Origin of the sequence: Actinomycetospora sp. CA-101289, from assembly GCF_050955895.1 — a bacterium.
Lineage (GTDB): Bacteria > Actinomycetota > Actinomycetes > Mycobacteriales > Pseudonocardiaceae > Actinomycetospora.
This window is the reverse complement of the sequence record NZ_CP192093.1, coordinates 976833-994305: the sequence shown is the minus strand read 5'-3', so window position 1 is coordinate 994305 and position 17473 is coordinate 976833. Positions and strand designations below refer to the sequence as shown.

Genomic DNA, 17473 nt, shown 5'->3' with positions numbered 1-17473 from the left:
TCGATCCGGCGCGCGGGTAGGCGGCGGGCGTGACCGCACGCCAGGTGTCCCGCTCGATCGAGATCGACGCCCCGCCGCACACCGTGTTCGACCTGCTCGCCGACCCGCGTCGTCATCCCGACTTCGACGGCTCGGGCTCCGTGCGCTCGGCGGTGTCGGGGCCGGCGCGCCTGTCGCTGGGCGCGACGTTCGGCGTCGCCATGCGCATCCGGCTGCCCTACCGGATCTCCAACACCGTCGTGGAGTTCGAGGAGGACCGCCGCATCGCCTGGCGCCACTTCGGCCGGCACCGGTGGCGCTACGAGCTGGAGCCGGCCGGGGACGGCACCCGCGTCACCGAGACCTTCGACTGGTCGACCTCGCTCGGCCCGGCGCTCATCGACCGGACCTCGTTCCCGGCGATGAACGCGCGCAGCATCGAGGCGACCCTGCCGCGCCTCAAGGAGCTGGCGGAGTCAGCGAGCTGACGCGACGAGCTCCCGCTCGGAGAGCGCCCGGTCGAAGGCGGCGATGCGCTCGGTGTCGGTGAAGAAGTCCTCGTGGTCGACCACGCGTCCCCAGCGCGTGCGCAGGACCAGCACGGCCCGGTTCTCGTAGAGCCTCGTGCCGTCGTCGGCGTCGGCGTGGTCATCGAAGCGGGCCCAGATCGTCAGCGCCCACGGCGGGCCGCTCACCGCGACGTCGCGCAGCTGCCCCTGGATGCGCGAGGCGACGAACGTCCGCAGGAAGCGCTCGATCGCGGCCCTGCCCCGCCACGGGCCGGAGAACCGGTGGTCGCCCTGCGGGAAGTGCAGCACCGCGTCGTCGGCGTAGGCGCCGAGGAGCGTGGACGGGTCCCCCGCGTTCAGTCGGCGGACGTCCCCGCGGAACTTGCCCCGCAACGCCACGGGCACCATCGCGCGGGCACCCAGGCCCGCGACGGCCCCGACCGCGGCGCCCGCCAGCATCTCCCTCATGCCCTGACTCCTCTACTTCTAGATAGATCGCTCTAGTGAGAGAAGAGCATAGGATCGCGGGGTGGACAAGCCCCCGACGCGCGACCGAATCCTGTTCGCCACCGCCGAGCTCTTCCGGCGCCAGGGCTACACCGGCACCGGGCTCAAGACGGTCGTGGCGCAGGCCGAGGCCCCGTTCGGCTCGCTCTACCACCACTTCCCCGGCGGGAAGCGGCAGCTGGGCGCCGAGGTCGTCCGCGCCAGCGGCGCCTACTTCCAGGCGCTCGTCCTCGCCGTCTACGACGCGCAGGCCACCACCGCCGAGTCGGTACGGTCGGTGTTCGCCGGGGCCGCGGAGACGCTCGAGGAGACCGACTACGTCGACGCCTGCCCCATCGCCACCGTCGCCCTCGAGGTCGCGAGCACCGACGAGGTCCTCCGGCAGGCCACCGCCGAGGTCTTCACGTCGTGGACCGAGGTCCTCACCGAGCGTCTCGGCGGCGACCGCGAGCGCGCGCTGGGCATCCTCAGCGCCCTCGAGGGCGCCTTCGTCCTCAGCCGCGCCCTGCGCTCCACCGAGCCGATGGACGCCGCCGGCCGCCTGGCCGTCGCGGGCCTCTGACCTCGGTGATCGAAGTGCCGATACGGACACTCAACGTCTGCATGAGGGGAGCACGCCGATAGGGCCACTTCGCTGACACTCAGTCCTGCCCGTCCTGGCCCGGGATGACGGGGCTGGAGGCCTGGGCCCAGAAGCGGCGGGGGATGCGCCCGGCCCCCCGGGCTGCGTGGCCGGCCTCCACCGCCAGGCGCATGGCGTGCGCCATGGCCTCCGGGTCCGACGCGCGGGTCACGGCCGTCGCCAGGAGGACCGCCGCGCACCCCAGCTCCATCGCCTGCGCCGCCTCGGACGCCGTGCCGATCCCCGCGTCGAGCACCACGGGCACCGGCGAGGACGCGGTGATCATCTCGATGTTGTGCGGGTTCCGGATGCCCAGCCCCGTCCCGATCGGCGCGCCCAGCGGCATCACGGCGGCGCACCCGGCGTCGGCGAGCTTCGCCGCGAGCACCGGGTCGTCGTTCGTGTAGGGCAGCACCGTGAACCCGTCGTCGACGAGCTGCTCGGCCGCGTCGAGGAGCTCGATCGGGTCGGGCAGCAGGGTCCGCTCGTCGAAGACCACCTCGAGCTTCACGAGGTCGGTGCCCAGCGCCTCGCGCGCCATCCGCGCCGTGTGCACGGCCTCGGCGGCGGTGCGGCAGCCGGCGGTGTTGGGCAGGGCCTCGATGCCCAGGCGCTCGAGCAGCGCGAGCACCCCCGGGCCGCCGCCGGCGTCGAGGCGGCGCATCGCCACCGTCGTCAGCTCGGTGCCCGACGCGACGAGCGCCCGCTCGAGCACCGCGAGGTTGGCCGCGCCTCCGGTGCCCATGATCAGGCGGGAACCGAGCTTGCGGCCCCCGATCTCCAGCGGCTCCATGCTCACCCTCCCTGCACGGCGGTGAGGACCTCGACGCGCGTGCCGTCGACCAGCCGCACCGTCGCCCACGACGCGCGCGGCACGACGGCACCGTCCACGGCCACCGCGACGCCGCGCTCCGGCACGCCCTGCTCGCTCATGAGGGCGGCCACCGTGGTGCCCGCCGGGACCTCGCGACGGTCGTCGTTGAGCCAGACGTCCATGGCCTCCCCCTCCCTGCGCCGGCATGACCCGGATCAGGTTCGACGGTCGGGGCCACGGCCAGCGATCTGGCGAGGCCCCCTCTCAGCCCGCGTCCGTCCGGGCTCCCGTGGTTGCGGCGCCCACGCTACGCGCGGCGGCGGCGGGACGGACCACATCGGGCAGCGCCTCGCCGCGCAGCACGGCGCTCACCGCGTCGACGGTGACGGCGACCAGCAGCATCCCGTTGCGCCCGTGCCCGGTCGCCGCGACGAGACCCGCCGGCCCGAGGGGACCGAGCAGCGGCAGGTTGTCGTCGGTGCCCGGACGGAACGACGCCGCGGCCTCCTCGAGCGCGTAGTCCGCGATCCCCGGCAGGACCCGCTCGACGTCGGCGACGAGGTCGCGCACCCCGCCGACCAGCACGTCCGGGTCGAAGCCGGCCTCGTACTGCGTGGCACCGACGACCATGCGCCCGTCGTCGCGGGGCACGGCGTACACCCCGCGCCCGTTCACCGCGGCCCGCACCGTGCGCACCGGCGGCGGCAGCGACGAGCGCCGGGCGCGCACCCGCAGGATCTCGCCCTTGACCGGGCGCACGCGCCCCGCCAGCGCCGGGTGCAGCGACGCCGACCAGGCTCCCGCCGCGACGACGACCCGGTCGGCCTCGAGCACGCCGTCGGAGACCTCCACCCCGGTCACCCGCACCCCGTCGTCGAGCACCCGGGTCACCCGCCGGCGCTCGGCCACCACGCCACGGGCACGCCCGGCCGCGTCCAGCGCGGCGAGCAGGGCACGGTTGTCGACGGCGAGGTCGTCGGGCACCGCGAGGCCCGCGCGCACCGCCGGCCCCAGCGCGGGCTCGCGGCGGCGCGCCTCGCGGCCGGTCAGGCGCTCGACCTCGCGGCCCCAGGCGCGCAGGTGCTCGACGACCCGGTCGAGGTCCGCGACGTCCGCGGCGTCCGTGGCCACCTGCAGCGTGCCCTCGGTGCGCAGGCCCACCGGGCGCCCCGCGTCGGCGGCGACGGCCGCGGCGAACGCCGGCCACGCGGCCAGGGACGCCGCCCCCAGCTCGAGGACCTCCTGCTCCCCCGGCCAGGCCTCGCTGATCGGGGCGAGCATGCCGCCCGCCACCCGCGAGGCCCCCGAGCCGGGGTCGGGGTCCACGAGCACCACCTCGCCGGCGAGCCCGTCGCGGGCCGCGGCCCAGGCGATCGCCGCCCCCACCGCGCCCGCCCCCACCACGACCAGCCGGTCCCGCACGGGCTTCGACGCTACTCCGATAGCGTCGTGCGGTGAGTGCACCGCGAACGACGCCCCGCGACGCGCGCCGCGACCGCCTCCAGGACGCCCGGCTCTACCTGTGCACCGACTCCCGCGCGGCGCAGGGCGACCTCGCCGAGTTCGCCGACGCGGCCCTGCGCGGCGGGGTCGACGTGGTGCAGCTGCGCGAGAAGGGCCTCGAGGCGCGCGACGAGCTCGCCGCCCTCGCCGTCCTGGGCCGCGTCGCCCGGCGCCACGGCGCCCTGCTGGCCGTCAACGACCGCGCCGACCTCGCATTGGCCGCCGACGCCGACGTGCTGCACCTCGGCCAGGACGACCTGCCCGTGCCGTGGGCGCGCCGGGTGGTGGGCGACGACGTGCTGATCGGGCGCTCCACCCACGACGCCGACCAGGCCGCCGCGGCCGCGACCGAGGCCGGCGTCGACTACTTCTGCACCGGGCCGTGCTGGCCGACGCCGACCAAGCCGGGACGCCCCGCCCCGGGCCTCGACCTGGTCCGCAGCACCGCCGCCGCGGCCCCGGCCCGGCCCTGGTTCGCGATCGGCGGCATCGACCACGCCCGCCTCGACGAGGTGCTCGCCACGGGGGCGACGCGCATCGTCGTGGTCCGCGCGATCACCGAGGCCGACGACCCCGAGGCCGCCGCCCGAGCTTTGCGCCAGCGCTTGTGAGTGCTTGTCCGTGCCCTGGCACGGACAAGCACTCACGAGGCGGTAGCCAGGGTCAGCCCCTCGCTGCGCAGCACCTCGTCGATGGGCTGGTAGAGGCTCGAGCCGCCGGCGGTGGTGCAGTCGCCCGTGCCGCCCGAGAGCACGCCCAGCGCCGCGCTGCCCGCCACGAAGGGCCCGCCGGAGTCGCCGCCCTCGCTGCACGCGGTCGTGAGCACGAGGCCCTGGACCGGGCCCGCGGAGTAGTTCGCGGTGACGTCGACGGCGGTCACCGTGCCGCAGCGCCACCCCGTGGTGGAGCCCGAGCGGCAGACCGCGGCGCCGACCGGGGCGGTGGCGGTGCCCGTCACCGCGCGGGTGGTGGACGCCTCGGCCGCGACCGACGGGGTCGGGCGCCAGCCGGGGCCGACGTCGACGACACCCCAGTCGCCCGTGCGGTCGAACACCGAGCTGCGGACCGGCCCGATCGGCACGTTGTTGGCCCCGTTGACGTCCCCGCCGCGGTTCGTGCAGTGCCCGGCGGTGACGAGGCGGGGCGCGCCGGTGGCGGTCCGCGCCGAGAACCCGATCGAGCAGCGGCTCCCGCCCAGGCGGATCGCGTCGCCGCCGACGAGGTCGTAGACGGGCGGCGGGTCGGCGCGCGGCGTCGGCGCCGCCACCCCGTCCACCAGGCGCACCGCGGGGTCCACGCGCTGCGCCTCGTCCACCCAGGCCGCGGCGCGGGCGTCGCGGGGCCGGGCGTTCAGGGCCAGGACGACCGTCGCGCTCGGCGCGTCGACCCACCACGCGCTGACCGCCGCGGGCGCGCCGCGCTGCTCGGCGAGGGCGTCGAGGCGTTCCTTGACCTGGCGCAGCTGGTCGGGCGCGGCGGCGGACGCCGGCGCGGGGGCGGCGAGCAGGGCCGCCGCGAGCAGCAGCAGCGCGAGCAGGCCGGTGCCGTGCCGCCGACCCATCCCCCGCACCCCCGCCTCGCGCGCACTACGCCGTCCGGACGAACGACGACGACCGGACGAACGCTAGAGCGTTCGTCCGGCCGTCGAGGTGTGGCGCGGCGCGAGATCAACCGTTGGTGGGTCCCCCGCCGGATCCGCCCGAGCCCGGCACCAGGTTCGGCAGCACGCCACCCTGCGAGGAGCGGGGCGACGGGGTGGTGCTGCGCGGCTGGCTGCTCGAGGTGTCGCCGTCCTGGGGCTGGTCGGCGTCCTGCGTGTCCTGCTGGTCGGTCGAGGTCGCGGTCGAGTCGTCGGTCGTGGCGTCCGACGGCGCGGTCGTCGCCTCGCCCGTGCCGGTCTCCTGGCCGAAGATGCTGCCCACCGAGGTCCCGCTCGACCCGCCCGAGAGCGGGTGCCCGGTGGCCGTCTCGACGCCGACCGTGGCGAGCAGGGCGATGACGAACACGCTCGCGGCGACGCCCCCGAGGGTGACCCAGGTCTTCCACCCGAGCCCCCGCAGGGCCGTCATCAGCGCCGCGGCGCTGAACCGCCCGTGGGGCCCCGGCTCGACCGGGGCGACCTGCGTGACGTCACCCGGACCGCCGGGCCCACCTGGGCCGAACGGCCCGCCGGGCCCGCCCTGGCCCATGACCTGGGTCGGACCCGCCTGCGCCGGTCCGCCGCCGGGCGGGGTGCCGGTCTGGCGGCTCTGCGGGATGAACGTCGTGGGGCGCGCCCCGGTGGGCGGGCCCACCTGCGGGTGCACCCGCGTGGGGTCGGCGAGACCCTCGGCCCGCAGGGCGACCCGGCCGGGCGCGGGACGCCCGGCCGGCGGACCCGCGACCCCGGGGACGGGGCGCGTGGGGTCGGCGGGCGGCACGCCCGGTCGCAGCGGCGGCGGACCCGGCGGCACACCGGGCCCCGCCATCGGCGGCCCGGCCACCCGGCGGGTGGGGTGCGCCTGCGTCGGCGCACCGGGACGGGCGCCCGGCTGTCCCTGGGGCGGCACGGCGCGCGCGGCGCCCTGACCGGCCTGGCCGGTGACGCGGCCGACGGCCGACGCCACCCTGGTGTGGCCGGTGCCGGTGACGACGAGGCGCTGCTTGACCCGGTCACGGGTGGCCTCGAGCGAGCGCTGGTAGAGGGCGGAGCCCACGGTGCTCACGATCGACGCGACGGCGGCGCCGCCGATGGTGCCGAGCACACCGAGGAACGACCCCATGATCGCCGCGGTCGCGGCGGCCAGGGCGCTGGCGATGATCTGCGGGAAGGTCAGACCGATACCGGAGGACGAGTTCCCGGGCTTGTCGGAGGTCTCTTCGGACATGGCTCCCGTATGGCGCGGATCGGGGGCGGACGGTCCCTCGCGGGGGCCGGATGGCCGGTCGGCGGGGGCGCCCGCGTCGTTCGACGCTCCCGCCGACCACTACGGACGACGCCCGCCATCGTGCCTCGTTGCCCATGCGTGAGAGCGTTCACCCGCGGACGCAAAGGCTCTCCCCCGACCGGCCCAATCGCTGGACCGGACGGCGCAGATTCCCTGCTCGAACGTGGGTCAGGACTCCTGGACGACGGGGCGCAAGGGCCCAGGGTGCCCCGGCGGGAGGGCCGAGCGAACCAACGGCCACGAGGCTGCGACACACGCCACCACGAGCGGCCAGGTGAGCACGACCTGGGCGATCCCGAGCGCCACGACCTGGTCGGCCAGCCACAGCCCGGTGAACACCGCGACGCGCACCGCGTACTGCGCGACCCACACCCAACTCGCCCGGCAGTAGCCGCGCACGAGGTCGGGGTCGCCCCGCCAGCGCGTGGGGTGGCCGCTCAGCGCGCCCACCACGAGGCCCAGCAGCGGCCAGCGCACCGCGATCGAGACGAGCCAGGCCGCGAGGCTCCCGGCGTTGGCGATGATCCGCGGCAGGAAGAAGTCCTGGGCGCGCCCGGTGTAGAGCGCGAGCAGGGCCGCGCCGACCGCCAGCAGCAGCCCGACGGCCACGGCCCGGGGCCGCTCGCCGCGACGGTGGCGCCAGAGCGCGACGCCGCCGGCGACGACCACCGCGGCGACGCCCCCGGCGAGCACCGGCTGCGCCGCGCCCAGCCCGTCGGCGACCAGCCACACCGCGACGAACGCCACCGACGGCAGCGACGCGTCCAGCGCCTGGCCGCGGCCCCCGAGGAGCTCGGTGAAGGGGTTCGTGCGGTGATCCCGGTCGTCGGGCACGTCAGCCGGTGGTCTCCGCGGCCCGTCCCCGGCGCCCGAGCTCGGCCGTGAACGCCGGCGACGGCGTGCTCGGGCTGGAGATCTCCACGAGCATGCCGTTCGGGTCGGTGACGAGCATCTGGCGCCGCCCGTGGAACAGGTCGCGGGGTGGGGCGACCAGCGGCACCCGCAGGCGGCGCGCGTCGGCGTGCACCGCGTCGACGTCGTCGACGAGGAACGTGAGGATCACCCCGGCCGGGTCGGCCCGGTAGGGCGGGGGCACCAGCTCGTGGCCCACGGCCCAGACGGCCAGCTCGTGCTCGCCGTCGCCGTCGCCGCGGCGCAGGGCCACGTACCAGTCGCTGTCGAAGGCGACCTCGAACCCGAGCAGGGCGACGTAGAAGTCACGGGTCTCCGGCAGCCGGTCGGACAGCACGGTGGGGAACGAGCGGCGCATCGCCATGCGTCGGATCCTCTCTCCGGCGGGGGCCCTCATCGTCGCACCGCCGGAGCAGGGTCGATCTACGGGCTCCCGGCCGCGTCCAGGCGCGCGGTGCCCACCGTGGCCCGGATGACCGCCCAGCACGACTCGGTCAGCTGGGTGACGAGCTGGTCCAGCGAGGCGCCGTGCGGGGCGTCGAGCCAGTGCGCCGCGGCCGAGTCGACCATCCCGATCAGCCCGAAGGCGAGCGGGTGGGCCGTCGCGGGCTCGATCTCCGCGCCCAGCGAGCCGTCGATCAGCATGCCCGCGACGTGCTCGGCGACCGTGGCGCGCACGTTGGTCGTCGCCGACTCGCCGCCGGTGCCGAACGAGGTGCGCTTGAGGTAGCGGTAGACGTTGGCGTTGTCCGAGAGCCAGCGCAGGTGCGCGCGCAGCGCCCGGGCGAGCATGTCGAAGGGACGGCCCTGCGGACGCCACACCGGCTCCAGCTCGTGCACCAGGCGCTCGACGGAGCGGGCGGCGATCGCGCTCTGCAGGTCGTCGCGGCCCTCGAAGTGCCGGTAGAGCCCCGGGCGCGACACGCCGGCGCCGGCGGCGATCTGCTCGGTGGTGACGTCCGGGCCGTGCTCGGCGATGGCCGCCACCGCCGCGTCGACGATCTCGAGTCGCCGCGCCTCACGGTGCCCGGCCCAGCGCAGGGCCCGGCCGTCGGTGGGGGACGTCTCGGTCATGGTCGGACCAGGGTGGCACCGGCGGCGTGACGGGACCAACTACACGAGACACCGTGTACGTGTAACACTGAGTCCGCCGACGAAGGGGAGACCATGACCCGCACGCTCATCCCCGCCGCGCGGGAGCAGGTCGCCTCGCGGCTGCTCGCCTCCTCCGCGCGCCACACGCTGGACCCGAACGTCGAGATCGACTGGGACGCCCCGCTGGTCGAGGGCCGCTGGGGCATGCCCCCGGAACGCACGTCGTTGTGGGGCACCGAGCTCTGGGAGACCCTCGACGAGGCGCAGCGGATCCGGCTCTCCGAGCACGAGGTCGCGAGCATGCTCTCGGTCGGCCTGTGGTTCGAGCTGATCCTCATGCAGATGCTCACGCGCTACGCCTACGACTTCGACCTGCGCGAGGGCCACGCCCAGTACGCGCTCACCGAGGTCGGCGACGAGACACGGCACTCCGTCATGTTCGCCCGCGCCGTCGCGGCGCTCGGGACGCCCGACTACCGCCCGCACGGCCTGCTGCACCGCTTCGGCGGCCTCTACGGCCACATCGGGGCCGGGGCCAGCATGTTCGCCAGCGTGCTCGTCGCCGAGGAGGCCACCGACCGGCTGCAGCGCGAGGCCCTGCACGACGAGCGGGTGCAGCTGCTGCTGCGCGCCGTGAGCCGGGTGCACGTCGTCGAGGAGGCGCGCCACGTCCGGTTCGCCCGCGAGGAGCTCGCCCGTCTGGTGCCGACGCTGTCGCGGGCGGCGCTCGAGCGCGAGCGCTGGCTCACCGCGCTCGTCTCGTGCGAGGTCGTCAACGCGCTCGTGCAGGCCCGGGTCTACCGCGCGGTGGGTCTCTCCGGGCGGGTCGGGCGCACGGCGGCGCTGGCCAACCCGCACCACGCCGCCACGAAGCGGTTCATGACCGAGAAGGTGCTGGGTTTCCTGCGCGAGGTCGGCATGGTCGGCGGCGCCTCCGAGATCGTCTGGCGGCGCGCCGGACTCACTTAGCTCCTGGCCCCCACCTGCTCGGCGCCGCGCCCCACCAGCACCAGCAGGCAGCCGGCGAGCAGCCCGGCCATCACCGCGCGCCCGCCCTCGTCGGGGGCGGCGAGCGCCACCAGCGCCGAGAACACCGTCACCGCCCAGGCGAAGGCCGCGAGCCAGCTCGAGATCGGGCGCAGGCCGGCGACGGCCGTGGTGTCGCGGCGCGCCCGCACCGCCCGCCACGCGGCCAGCGCGAAGGCCAGCACCACGGCGGTCACCACGGCGGCGGTGCGCCCGGGCCCCGGCGGGACCAGCCCGACCACGAGCAGCGTCGCCACCGCGACGGTGACCGCGGCGCCGGTCACCAGCCACCCCGCGCGGCGCACGCGGGCGGCGTCGTCGCCGGCGGTGGTCCCGGGAGGCATGCGCGGGAGCGTATCGCCGGGAACGGGACGGCTCAGTCGTCCGCGCCCTCGACCCGCTCGCCCGCGGCCCGCCGCTCCTTCTCGGCGAAGGCGCGCGCCTCCCGCGCCCGCGCCTGCAGGCGCTCCGCGGCGTGCGGGCGCACGCGGGCGGCGTCCTCGTAGACGTCCGCCACGCCCTCCTCGGTGTCGGCGATCCGCGCGGCGAGGTCCGCGATGCGGTGCCCGAGGTGCTCGGCCTGCTCGCGCGCGGCGTGCCGGGCCTGCGCGGCCCGCTCCAGCTCGGCGTCGTCCATCGAACCCCCTGGTCCGGGTCCCGGGCAGGAGCCCCGTCCGCTCCCGGCCCCGGGTCTAGCATGACCGATCGACCCGTGAGAGGCAGGCAGCAGCGATGGACCCGCCCGCGTTCCTGGTCGGTGTCGGTGCCTCGGCGGGGGGTGTGCAGGCCCTGCTCGTCCTCGCCGGCGACCTCGCCGCCGACCTCCCCGCGACGGTGCTCGTCGTGCTGCACCAGTCCCCGGTCGGGCCGACGGTGCTGCCCGCGCTGATGGCGCGCCGCTGCGCGCTGCCGGTGCGCCACGCCCGCGACGGCGAGCCGCTGCGGGCCGGCGAGGTCCTCGTGGCGCCCCCGGACCACCACCTGCTGGCCGGCGACGGGCGCGCCGAGGTCGTGCAGGGTCCCCGGGAGGACGGGCACCGCCCCGCGGTGAACCCGCTCTTCCGGTCGATCGCGGGGCCCGGGGGCATCGCCTGCGTGCTCAGCGGGCTGCTCGACGACGGGGCCGCGGGCCTGGTGGAGGTCGTGCGCCGGGGCGGCACCGCGGTGGTGCAGGACCCCGACGAGGCGCTGTTCGACTCCATGCCCCGCGCGGCGCTGGCGCGGGTCCCCGACGCCGTCGTCCGGCCGCTCGCCCGGATCGGCGGCGAGCTCTCCCGGCTCACCGCGCGCGCCGCATGAGCGAGGACGGGGTCGACGCCGGGCCGGACGCGGCGTTCGAGGCGCTGCTCGGCTTCCTCAAGGAGAGCCGCGGCTTCGACTTCACCGGCTACAAGCGCTCCAGCCTGCAGCGGCGCGTCCAGCGGCGCATGCAGCAGGTGGGCGTCGGGGCGTTCGCCGACTACCTCGACCTCCTCCAGGTCGACCAGGACGAGTTCACGCACCTCTTCGACACCGTGCTGATCAACGTCACGGGGTTCCTGCGCGACCCCGAGGCGTGGCGGCAGCTGCAGGAGGAGGTCGTCCCGCAGCTGCTGGCGACGAAGACCCGCGACGAGCCGGTGCGCGTGTGGTCGGCCGGCTGCGCCAGCGGCGAGGAGGCCTACGGGCTCGCGATGGTGCTCGCCGAGGCCGTGGGGTTCGAGGAGTTCCGGCGCCGCGTCAAGGTCTACGCCACCGACGTCGACGAGGACGCCCTGTCCACGGCCCGCGCGGCGGCCTACACCGACAAGGACCTGCAGGCGCTGCCCGCGGAGTGGCGGGACCGCTACTTCGAGCGCACCGGCACCCGGCACACCTTCCGCGGCGATCTGCGCCGCAGCGTCATCTTCGGGCGCAACGACCTGGTGCAGGACGCCCCGATCGGCCGTCTCGATCTCCTGGTGTGCCGCAACACGCTGATGTACCTCAACGCCGAGACGCAGGCCGAGGTGCTGCGCCGCTTCCACTTCGCGCTCAACCCGGCGGGCGTGCTGTTCCTCGGCAAGGCCGAGATGCTCCTGTCCCACGGCCGGCTCTTCCTGCCCGTCGACCTCGAGCGCCGCTTCTTCCGCAAGGCCGACCGCGGCGACGGCGGCGGGCGCCTCGGCGCGGCGGCGGGCCGGGTGCCCGCGCGTACCGGCACCCAGGAGGCCCTCGACGACGAGACGCTGCGGCAGAGCCCGCTGGCGACGATCGTCGTCACCCCCGACGAGGTCGTCGCGCGGATCAACCAGCGCGCGGAGGCGCAGCTCGGGGTGTCGCCGCGCGAGGTGGGTCGCCGCTTCACCGAGCTCGAGCTCTGCCACCGCATCACGGGGCTGCGCTCGGCCTGGGAGGACGTCCGCCGCCACCGGACGTCGATGTGGCAGCACGAGGCCGAGTTCACCCGCTCCGCGTCGGAGACCCTCGTCTTCGACGTGCAGATCGTCCCGCTCGACGCCGGCACCGCCGACGGCGTGCCGGTCGCGCTGTACTTCACCGACGTCACCCGCTACCGGCGCATGACCGCCGAGCTGCAGTCGGCGCACCGCCAGGTGGAGACGGCCTACGAGGAGCTGCAGAGCACCGTCGAGGAGCTCGAGACCACCAACGAGGAGCTCCAGAGCACCGTCGAGGAGCTCGAGACCACCAACGAAGAGCTCCAGAGCACCGTCGAGGAACTGGAGACGACCAACGAGGAGCTCCAGAGCACCAACGACGAGCTCCGGTCGATGAACGACGAGCTGCGCGACCGCGGCGTCGCGCTCGACCGCGCCAACGACTTCCTCGAGTCCGTGCTGGGCAGCCTGCGCACGGCCGTGGTGGTCGTGGACACCGGCCTCATCGTCCAGGCCTGGAACGGGCGCGCCGACGACCTGTGGGGCCTGCGGTCCGAGGAGGCCGTCGGCCAGCACCTGCTCAACCTGGACATCGGGCTGGCCACCGACGAAGTGCGCCCGCTGGTGCGCGAGGTGCTCCAGGGGACGCCGCCGCGCGAGGACCCGCTGCGGCTCGAGGCCGTCAACCGGCGGGGGCGCACCGTGCAGCTCGCCATCTCGATCTCGCCGCTGTCCGGGCGCGAGCGCCCCGGCGGCGCGATCGTGCTCATGGACCAGGTCGACGCCCCCGGCACGCCGGCGGCGACGCCGTGACGTCCGAGGACCAGGCGGGCGCGGACGAGGTCGACGACCTGGCCGACATGCTCGAGGACCTCTCCCGTCGCCTCGCCGCGATCGACGAGCACTGCGGGCCCCTGGTGCTCGCGGGCGACGACCCGGCGGCGGCGGAGAACCGCTCGATCCGCGGCGCCCAGGCCCACCTGGTCCGCGCCGAGACCCGGGCGCTGCGCGCGGAGGTCGCCGAGGTCCGGGCGCGGGCCCGGGAGATGGCGCGCGGGGCCCGCCGCGTCCAGGAGCGCGCCCGTCCCGCCCGCCTCGACGCCGACGGGCTCCCGGTCGACGCGCTGGCGCGCCTGTGCCGCCAGGCCCTGGCCGTCGGCGAGTCGGTGTCGTGGGCGCGGATCACCGTCCCCACCCGGGAGGGCGGCGTGCGCACCCCGTCGGCGGGGACGCTGGCGCCGGCGGCCGCCGAGGCCGTGACGCAGGGGCCGTGCGTGCTCGCGGCCCGGTCGGGAACCCCGATCGCGGTCGACGACGTCGCCGGCGACCCGCGCTGGCCCGGGCTGCGCGCGGGCGACCCGGCGCCGGCGTCGCTGCTCGTCGTCCCGCTGGGTGCCGGCACGGGCGGGACGCTGGCGCTCGCCGCCGGGACCCGGGCCGCCTTCCCCGCGCCGGTCCGCGCGGTGGCCGCGGAGGTCGCCCGCCACGTCGGCCGGTTCGTGGCCGCCCGCGCGGCGGGCCACCCGGTGCCACCGGACCCCGCCGGACGGGCGCGCGACCTCGTCGCCGCGGCGCGCGCCCTGCTCGCGCGGCACGACCGGGTCGCCCCCGACGTGGCCTTCGACGCGCTGCTCGAACGCGCCGTGCGGTCCGGGGTCACGCTGCTGGCCTGCGCCGGGGAGGTCGTCGACGAGCTCGGCCCCGTGCCCGGCGAGGACGCCGCGCCGGGCCCGCCACCCGAGCCGGCGACGCTGCGCCGCGCCCTGGCCTACCTCGAGGAGCACGCCGGCGAGGACGTCGACGTGGCCGACGTGGCCGCCGCCGCCGGGCTCGGGGTCCGGGGCCTGCAGACCTCGTTCCGGCGCTGGCGCGACACGACCCCGCTCGCGCACCTGCGCCACCTGCGGCTGGGGCGGGCGCACGACGAGCTGCTCGCCGCCGACCCGCGCCGCGGCGCGACCGTCGCCGACATCGCCGCCCGCTGGGGCTTCACCCACGCCGGGCGCTTCTCGGTGGTCTACCGCCGCCGCTACGGGTGCTCGCCCAGCGAAACGCTGCGCGCCTAGCAGCCAGCCCCCTCGCGGGCCGCGATCTCCGCCACGAGCCACTGCGCGACGGACGTCAGCTTGAGGTTGGCGTGCTGCGAGGCCTGCGCGAGCACCCGGAACGCGGTCTGCGCGTCCACCCCGTCGCGCTGCATCACGATCCCCTTGGCCTGGCCGATGAGGTCGCGGCTCTCCAGCGCGCGGTGCAGCCCGGCGACGCGGCGGGCCCCGCACAGCAGCACCGAGACCTGCACGGCGACCAGGCGCGCGGTGACGGCGTCGATCCCGTCCTGCTCCGGGGCGGCGAGGACGAGGGCCATCGGCCGGGGCCGGTCCTCGGGGCGCCCGTCCGCGACGGGGACGAGGGGCAGGACCAGGACGCTCCCGAGGCCGGGGTGGACGGTCGGCTCGACGGGCGCCGTGCCGTGCAGCGCCGCCCGGACCGGCCCGTCCCCCGCGGCCTCGTCCTCGAGGACCTCGCGCAGCGCGTGGTCGCCGGCCAGGAGCACGGCCCGGCCGTGCTCGTCGGGCGTGGCGAGGCCGACGTGGCGCGCCGTGGCCAGCGCGTCGCGGACGATCTCGACGACCTGGTCGCACGGCACGTCGCCGGTGTCGACGGACAGGCCGGCGAGCCGCCGGCCGGCCTGCTCCACCGCCGGCCACGGGGTCCCGGCCCACACGGTCGGCCCCGGCTGCCCACCCCGCGCGGCCTCCCGGGCGGCCACCCCGCTGCGCCGGGCCTGGTCGGCGACGCGCTGCGCGTGGGCGCGGATGCGGTCGAGCCCCTCGCGCATCTCGCGCGCCCGCTGGCCGGCGAAGCGGGCGCCGGCGGCGCGCACGGCCCGTTCCTCGCTCGCCGCGGGCGACGGGCCCGCGACGGGCGGCGGCGCGTCGGTGTCGTCGGTCTCCTCGAGGGCCTCGACGTGCGACGCGACCTCCTCGACGAGGTCGATGAGCTCGACGAGTTCCTGCCGGGGATCGGCCACGGTGCTCCTGGGCGTGACGGGATGGGGACCCGACCGCAGGCCGCCCGGGTGGACCCGCGATCGGCCTGCCAGTGAATCGGCGGCCGGTGTCGGCGGCAAGTCCCCCCGCGCATGGACCTGTCCGCGCCCCTGGTCGCGGGCTAGCGTCGAGGGGTGGCCCACCCGCGGGAGCTCGAGGCCGCGCGTCGCCGCTTCCTGGGCCGCGAGGCCGTCGCGCCGGAGGTCGTGCGGCCGGCCGTCCTCGCGTCGTGGGAGCGGGCGCGGGCCGCGGGCGTCGACACCCAGCGGCTCGTCGCCGCGGTCACCGGGCTGGACCACGGCCCGCGGGTCGCCGCGGCCGAGTCGGTGGTCGACGGCGTGCACGCCCGTCACCCCGAGCTCGACGCCTCCGTGCTCGTCGTCGACCGCGACGGGGTGGTCCAGGTGCGGCGCGACGGGGACACGGCGCTGGGCGAGCTGCTCGACGCGGTGGGCCTCGTGCCCGGTCACCGGCACGCCGAGGACGCCGTCGGCACCACGGCGGCCGCGCTCGCCCTGCACGAGGGGTGCGCGCTGGCCGTCGAGGGGCCCGAGCACCTGCACCCCGCGTTCGGCGTGCTCGCCGCCGCCGCGGCGCCCGTCGACGGCCTCGCCCTGGTCGTGGTGCGGCACGCGGCCGACGGCGCCGCCCGTGACGTCCCGTTCGTCCGCGCCCTGGCCCGCGAGGTCGCCGAGCACGACCGGGTGCACGGTCGCGGCCGCGTCCTCGCGGTGCACGACGCCCTTGCCGCGGCCGCCGCGGGCGGGGCGGCGTGGACGGTGGCCACCGACGGCGAGCAGGTGGTGCTCGGCGCCGGGGTCCGGCGCCTGCCGCCCGGCGACCAGCAGGCCCTGGCCGACCTCGCCGTCGCCGGCCTCGCCCTCGGGCGCGCGGCCGACCCGGCGCGCGTGGACCTGCCCTCGGGCGCGTCCGCCGACGTGGACCTCGAGGACGTCCGCCACGACGGCGCACTCGTGGGGTGCGTGCTCGCGGCCGGGCCCGCAGTGGACGAGCACGCCTGGCGCGACGCCGAGGCCCGCCGCCGCCAGGGCTCGCACGTCGCGCCCACGGCCCGGCGCGACTTCGCCGCCGACCTGCGCGACGAGCGCGACCCCGCCGACCGCAGCCAGGCCGAGGCGCGGGTGCGCGCCAACCGCGACCTGCTCACCCCGTCGCTGCGGGCCCGCCAGGAGCTGGTGGCCAACCTCGCCCAGCGCCGCCACCAGGTGCTCGTCGGCGAGGCCGGCGTCGGCAAGTGCACGCTGGCCGTCGAGCACTTCGGGCGGCTGCACCGCGACGGCGCCGTCACCGTGCTCGACGCCGACCCCGGGGACGGCGCCCGCACCACCGAGCCCGTCGCCCGCCTCGCCGAGCGGCCCCCGACGCGCCCGCACCTCGTGGTCCTGCGCGGGCTCGCGCACCTCACGCCGCTCTCGGCGCGGCGCCTCGACGAGTCGCTGCGCCTGCTGCTCGCGCGCTCCGAGACGGTCGCGGCCGTCGCGTGCCTCGACACCACGTCGGTCGACGCGAGCCGTCCCTACGGCCTGCTGCTGCGCCACTTCCACGAGACCGTGCGCGTCCCCGCGCTGCGCCACCGCGCCGACGAGCTCGGCGACATCGCCCAGGCCGTCCTGCGGACCATGAGCGGCGGGCGCTCGCTGCGGCTGTCCCACCAGGTCGTGCGCGTGCTCGAGGGCTACGCGTGGCCGGGCAACATCAGCGAGCTCGAGGACGTGCTGCGCTACGTCGTGGCCCGCAAGCCGGTCGGCGTCGTCCAGGCGCCCGACCTGCCCGCCCTCTGCTTCACGCGCCGCGCGCCGCGCCTGTCGATGCTGGAGACCGCGCAGGCCGACGCGATCATCCAGGCGCTCTACGAGGCGCGCGGCAACCGCTACCGGGCCGCCGCCCTGCTCGGCATCGCCCGCTCGTCGCTCTACCGCAAGATCGACGCGTTCGGGATCAGCTACATCGCCTAATGGGTGAGGTGCGCTGCGCGCACGTGAGCACTTCTCGGTGTTGCAGCACCAAGAGGTGCTCACGTGCGCGGAGCGCACCTGTCCCGATCCCGGGACGCCGCGCGGCCTCGGGCCCGCCGAGCGGCTCCCGATCGTCCCAGGATGGGACAGACCCGTGTGTCCTGCGCCACTAGCGTCGATCTCCGGCGGGGGCGAC

The 17473-nt window shown here is 76.8% G+C and carries 20 protein-coding genes; 8 read left to right on the top strand and 12 right to left on the bottom strand.

The genetic code is table 11. The features are described 5' to 3' along the window. Positions 1–29 precede the first annotated feature (29 nt). Positions 30–467, top strand: a complete 438-nt coding sequence (locus tag ACQPX6_RS04970; protein WP_433785862.1) for an SRPBCC family protein — start codon at positions 30–32, stop codon at positions 465–467. On the opposite strand, the gene ACQPX6_RS04965 is transcribed toward ACQPX6_RS04970, so the two are convergent. Beyond that, entirely contained in the window at positions 456–956 is a 501-nt protein-coding gene (locus ACQPX6_RS04965) for a nuclear transport factor 2 family protein (protein WP_433785860.1), read from the bottom strand. The two genes, ACQPX6_RS04970 and ACQPX6_RS04965, sit on opposite strands and share 12 nt — an antisense overlap. Positions 957–1017: 61 nt before the next feature. Between ACQPX6_RS04965 and ACQPX6_RS04960 the strand changes: the two genes are divergently transcribed. Beyond that, the gene (locus tag ACQPX6_RS04960) at positions 1018–1557 is read left to right on the top strand and encodes a TetR/AcrR family transcriptional regulator (RefSeq protein ID WP_433785859.1); all 540 of its coding nucleotides are present in this window, start codon (positions 1018–1020) and stop codon (positions 1555–1557) included. Between the two features lie 79 nt (positions 1558–1636). Here the strand turns inward: ACQPX6_RS04960 and ACQPX6_RS04955 are convergent, their stop codons facing one another. The 3 genes from ACQPX6_RS04955 to thiO all read right to left on the bottom strand — a co-directional run bounded on the left by ACQPX6_RS04955 (position 1637) and on the right by thiO (position 3853). After that, complete coding sequence (locus ACQPX6_RS04955) at positions 1637–2410, bottom strand: thiazole synthase (RefSeq protein WP_433785858.1); 774 nt, start codon at positions 2408–2410, stop codon at positions 1637–1639. 2 nt (positions 2411–2412) lie between these two features. Beyond that, positions 2413–2613 (bottom strand): sulfur carrier protein ThiS, encoded by a 201-nt coding sequence (gene thiS, locus ACQPX6_RS04950; RefSeq protein ID WP_433785857.1) that lies wholly within the window; start codon positions 2611–2613, stop codon positions 2413–2415. 82 nt (positions 2614–2695) lie between these two features. Then, complete coding sequence (gene thiO, locus ACQPX6_RS04945) at positions 2696–3853, bottom strand: glycine oxidase ThiO (RefSeq protein WP_433785856.1); 1158 nt, start codon at positions 3851–3853, stop codon at positions 2696–2698. A gap of 32 nt (positions 3854–3885) precedes the next feature. Between thiO and thiE the strand changes: the two genes are divergently transcribed. After that, complete coding sequence (gene thiE / locus ACQPX6_RS04940) at positions 3886–4545, top strand: thiamine phosphate synthase (protein ID WP_433785855.1); 660 nt, start codon at positions 3886–3888, stop codon at positions 4543–4545. Between the two features lie 32 nt (positions 4546–4577). Here the strand turns inward: thiE and ACQPX6_RS04935 are convergent, their stop codons facing one another. The 5 genes from ACQPX6_RS04935 to ACQPX6_RS04915 form a co-directional block, all read right to left on the bottom strand. Continuing rightward, the gene (locus ACQPX6_RS04935) at positions 4578–5495 is read right to left on the bottom strand and encodes a S1 family peptidase (protein WP_433785854.1); all 918 of its coding nucleotides are present in this window, start codon (positions 5493–5495) and stop codon (positions 4578–4580) included. Between the two features lie 106 nt (positions 5496–5601). Then, positions 5602–6801, bottom strand: a complete 1200-nt coding sequence (locus tag ACQPX6_RS04930; RefSeq protein WP_433785853.1) for a hypothetical protein — start codon at positions 6799–6801, stop codon at positions 5602–5604. Between the two features lie 228 nt (positions 6802–7029). Continuing rightward, positions 7030–7695 (bottom strand): DUF3159 domain-containing protein, encoded by a 666-nt coding sequence (locus tag ACQPX6_RS04925; protein ID WP_433785852.1) that lies wholly within the window; start codon positions 7693–7695, stop codon positions 7030–7032. Position 7696: 1 nt separating this feature from the next. Further along, entirely contained in the window at positions 7697–8137 is a 441-nt protein-coding gene (locus tag ACQPX6_RS04920) for a VOC family protein (RefSeq protein ID WP_433785850.1), read from the bottom strand. Positions 8138–8196: 59 nt separating this feature from the next. Further along, positions 8197–8847: a TetR/AcrR family transcriptional regulator gene (locus tag ACQPX6_RS04915; RefSeq protein ID WP_433785848.1), complete on the bottom strand. Its 651-nt coding sequence runs from the start codon at positions 8845–8847 to the stop codon at positions 8197–8199. A 93-nt stretch (positions 8848–8940) separates the two neighbouring features. On the opposite strand from ACQPX6_RS04915, the gene ACQPX6_RS04910 reads away from it, so the two are divergent. Beyond that, positions 8941–9837, top strand: a complete 897-nt coding sequence (locus ACQPX6_RS04910) for an AurF N-oxygenase family protein (protein ID WP_433785847.1) — start codon at positions 8941–8943, stop codon at positions 9835–9837. On the opposite strand, the gene ACQPX6_RS04905 is transcribed toward ACQPX6_RS04910, so the two are convergent. Further along, positions 9834–10238, bottom strand: a complete 405-nt coding sequence (locus tag ACQPX6_RS04905; protein ID WP_433785846.1) for a hypothetical protein — start codon at positions 10236–10238, stop codon at positions 9834–9836. The two genes, ACQPX6_RS04910 and ACQPX6_RS04905, sit on opposite strands and share 4 nt — an antisense overlap. Before the next feature lie 32 nt (positions 10239–10270). Next, positions 10271–10531, bottom strand: coding sequence for a hypothetical protein (locus ACQPX6_RS04900; RefSeq protein ID WP_433785845.1), 261 nt, complete (start codon positions 10529–10531; stop codon positions 10271–10273). A 95-nt stretch (positions 10532–10626) separates the two neighbouring features. Here ACQPX6_RS04900 and ACQPX6_RS04895 point away from each other — a divergent pair, with 95 nt between their 5' ends. From ACQPX6_RS04895 to ACQPX6_RS04885, 3 genes are read left to right on the top strand one after another with little or no spacing between them, the layout of a single operon-like run. Continuing rightward, entirely contained in the window at positions 10627–11193 is a 567-nt protein-coding gene (locus ACQPX6_RS04895) for a chemotaxis protein CheB (RefSeq protein WP_433785843.1), read from the top strand. Next, positions 11190–13064, top strand: a complete 1875-nt coding sequence (locus tag ACQPX6_RS04890) for a CheR family methyltransferase (protein ID WP_433785842.1) — start codon at positions 11190–11192, stop codon at positions 13062–13064. Before ACQPX6_RS04895 ends, ACQPX6_RS04890 begins: the two co-directional genes overlap by 4 nt. Beyond that, positions 13061–14317, top strand: coding sequence for a helix-turn-helix domain-containing protein (locus ACQPX6_RS04885; protein ID WP_433785840.1), 1257 nt, complete (start codon positions 13061–13063; stop codon positions 14315–14317). Before ACQPX6_RS04890 ends, ACQPX6_RS04885 begins: the two co-directional genes overlap by 4 nt. On the opposite strand, the gene ACQPX6_RS04880 is transcribed toward ACQPX6_RS04885, so the two are convergent. After that, a complete protein-coding gene (locus tag ACQPX6_RS04880; protein WP_433785838.1) occupies positions 14314–15282 on the bottom strand; it encodes an ANTAR domain-containing protein in 969 nt (322 codons plus the stop codon). The two genes, ACQPX6_RS04885 and ACQPX6_RS04880, sit on opposite strands and share 4 nt — an antisense overlap. A 153-nt stretch (positions 15283–15435) precedes the next feature. Between ACQPX6_RS04880 and ACQPX6_RS04875 the strand changes: the two genes are divergently transcribed. Continuing rightward, on the top strand, positions 15436–17277 hold the full coding sequence (locus ACQPX6_RS04875; protein ID WP_433785837.1) for a helix-turn-helix domain-containing protein: 1842 nt from the start codon (positions 15436–15438) through the stop codon (positions 17275–17277). The last annotated feature ends 196 nt before the right edge of the window (positions 17278–17473 follow it).